The sequence below is a fragment of the Sporosarcina aquimarina genome (genome assembly GCF_023715615.1).
Taxonomy (GTDB): domain Bacteria; phylum Bacillota; class Bacilli; order Bacillales_A; family Planococcaceae; genus Sporosarcina; species Sporosarcina aquimarina_A.
Genome location: NZ_JAMBOM010000022.1, coordinates 1 through 548 on the forward strand (window position 1 = coordinate 1; position 548 = coordinate 548).

The 548-nt window shown below is 46.2% G+C and carries 2 tRNA genes; both read left to right on the forward strand.

The window, feature by feature from the left end:
* Window positions 1-232 precede the first annotated feature (232 nt).
* Window positions 233-309, forward strand: a tRNA-Ile gene (locus M3197_RS17195).
* A gap of 15 nt (window positions 310-324) precedes the next feature.
* A tRNA-Ala gene (locus M3197_RS17200) sits at window positions 325-400 on the forward strand.
* Window positions 401-548: the final 148 nt, after the last annotated feature.

A 548-nucleotide genomic window follows, 5' to 3' on the forward strand; every position in this document is an offset into this window, starting at 1 on the left:
TGAAGCTGCACATTCGGAAATGAACCTCTGGTTCATACGTTGACATTTTGCGTTCAGTTTTGAAGGTTTATCAAAAAGCGGAAACAGCCGTTTAGGCTCGGCAGACATAAGACGGATTGGCGAAGCGACGATTTTTGTCGCACAGGCAAGCTGGCTTATGACCGAGAGACTGGCTGTTGCAGCTGGATTATGAGAACTTCATAGATAGTTCCCTTCATTAAATAAAAAAGATGGGCCTATAGCTCAGCTGGTTAGAGCGCACGCCTGATAAGCGTGAGGTCGGTGGTTCGAGTCCACTTAGGCCCACCATCTATATTTTGTTTTGGGGCCTTAGCTCAGCTGGGAGAGCGCCTGCCTTGCACGCAGGAGGTCAGCGGTTCGATCCCGCTAGGCTCCACCAATAATTGTTCATTGAAAACTAGATAAAACGACATTGAAGCAACAAATCAAGACAATCAACCGAGTCGGACACTATTCGTAGTGAGCCGAACAGCGATTCTTTTGTTCTTTCTTTTCATTCATCGCTGAATGAAAGAAGAACGTTAACT